This is a genomic window from Providencia sp. Me31A (assembly GCF_050487165.1).
GTDB lineage: Bacteria > Pseudomonadota > Gammaproteobacteria > Enterobacterales > Enterobacteriaceae > Providencia.
Window position 1 is genome coordinate 1 of the sequence record NZ_JBKQGZ010000062.1, and the last position, 1,631, is coordinate 1,631.

A 1,631-nucleotide genomic window follows, 5' to 3' on the forward strand; every position below is an offset into this window, starting at 1 on the left:
CAATTTATGCCGATGGAACACCGGCTTATGATTCACAAATTCAATGGTTGTACGAACCGGGGGCTATTACACCGACGGCGCGCTATCAAAATGGCAAATTGCACTATGTGGTGACCGACCACCAAGGTACACCGAGAGAAATTTTCACGGAAGCGGGTAAGGCGAGCTGGGCGGGGCGCCTGAATACGTGGGGGCAGATGCAGTTTTGGCAATCCCGCGATGGCCTTGCCGATAATGACCCCAATTATACCGAATGTTACTTTCGCTTTGCAGGACAATATGAAGACCGAGAAACAGGCTTGTATTACAACCGCTTTCGCTATTATGATAGGGACTGTGGGCAGTATATTTCCCCCGATCCAATAGGGCTATTGGGTGGTGTGAATCCGTATGGGTATGTGCATAATCCAGTGGGTTGGGTGGACCCGTTTGGGTTGGCTTGTTGTCCACCCCAAAATTATACATGGAATGATAAAACTAGGCGCTGGCAGGATAGCTCAGGTCAATTTGTCAGGGTAGCTCCCCGAGATTATTTGAATATAGCTCTTAGTAGGCAAGGGTTGAAAACACCGCCATCAAAATTGAAAGAAAGTTGGCTAGATGGTGAATATAAAATGACGGTGAGAGCTCATCCTGCTAACCCGGATCATGGATATACAGGAAGTATATATCGAGTATCACGCCAAAAAGTAGGTGAAGGCACTGAATATATGGATATTTATGGCGGTTGGCACAAAGAATTAACACTTAAACCATTTTATAAAGATGGCCGAGCTAATCCTACTTATAACTTAGATGCAGCAAGGGATACACATATACCATATTAAAAGGTGCGACGGTTCATGGATATTGAAGAGATAAGCTCAGTTTTAAAAGAAAATGAATGGTGTGATATCGAAATTTGCGGCTTTTATGAAAATGATCTTGTAGTGAAAGGGTGTTTAGAAATAACAGATCAGGATTATTTTATTGAGCTTAGATTTAAAAATGCTAGTTATATTGATGCGCCTTTATCTTGGACAATGGATACTACTGAAAATTGTATACTTAAGGTCACTGATAAAAATGAAGTACAAGATGATACTTTAGAGAGTCAAAAGTATTTTAGTTTAGGTGGGTTATATGTGTTTTCATTTTTAGCTGAATTTTTTTCTTCTAAAGGATGGGTAAATATAGTTGCAGATTCCGTAGAATATAAACGTATTCCTTGATATTAAGCCAGAAGGTTATCCAATCTTCTGGCTGATTCGCTTTTAAGAGCGGCTCAGTTTAGCCTTTAACCGCTGATATACTCCGCCATCAGCTCGCGCATAGTGTGTTTGATGGCACTGAGCTGCGCTTGCTGTTGTTGGTTTTGTTGCTTTATCGCTCGAATGTCTTCGCTGTCGGGTATCAAGACCAAACAGTCGTTTAAAATCTTCACCGTGAACGTGAAACCGGTCTCAAAACTTGCGGCTTTTAGCCACTGGCCTGTTAAGTGGATAGCCAAGCAGCGCATGTTAATCCACGGTTTCCCCAACTTAAGCCCAAAGTGACAGCATGGCACTATTTGTGGTCAGGCGACCAAATGGTGGAGGAAACGCCAATTTATGCCGATGGAACACCGGCTTATGATTCACAAATTCAATGGT

3 protein-coding genes are annotated in these 1,631 nt (G+C 42.4%); 2 read left to right on the forward strand and 1 reads right to left on the reverse strand.

All coding sequences use genetic code 11. The annotated features are described in order from the left end of the window. Positions 1-827, forward strand: an 827-nt coding sequence (locus ACLPIE_RS22415) for an RHS repeat-associated core domain-containing protein (protein ID WP_430263834.1), incomplete at its 5' end; no start/stop codon positions are given. Between the two features lie 15 nt (positions 828-842). Then, on the forward strand, positions 843-1,211 hold the full coding sequence (locus ACLPIE_RS22420; protein WP_430263835.1) for a hypothetical protein: 369 nt from the start codon (positions 843-845) through the stop codon (positions 1,209-1,211). A gap of 65 nt (positions 1,212-1,276) precedes the next feature. Here the strand turns inward: ACLPIE_RS22420 and ACLPIE_RS22425 are convergent, their stop codons facing one another. Further along, positions 1,277-1,498, reverse strand: a complete 222-nt coding sequence (locus ACLPIE_RS22425; protein WP_430263836.1) for a SymE family type I addiction module toxin — start codon at positions 1,496-1,498, stop codon at positions 1,277-1,279. Positions 1,499-1,631 lie beyond the last annotated feature (133 nt).

Bases quoted from the DNA above. Each gene is read 5' to 3' on its own strand.
- ACLPIE_RS22420 (WP_430263835.1), top strand. From the start codon at position 843: ATGGATATTGAAGAGATAAGCTCAGTTTTAAAAGAAAATGAATGGTGT.
- ACLPIE_RS22425 (WP_430263836.1), bottom strand. From the start codon at position 1,498: ATGCGCTGCTTGGCTATCCACTTAACAGGCCAGTGGCTAAAAGCCGCA.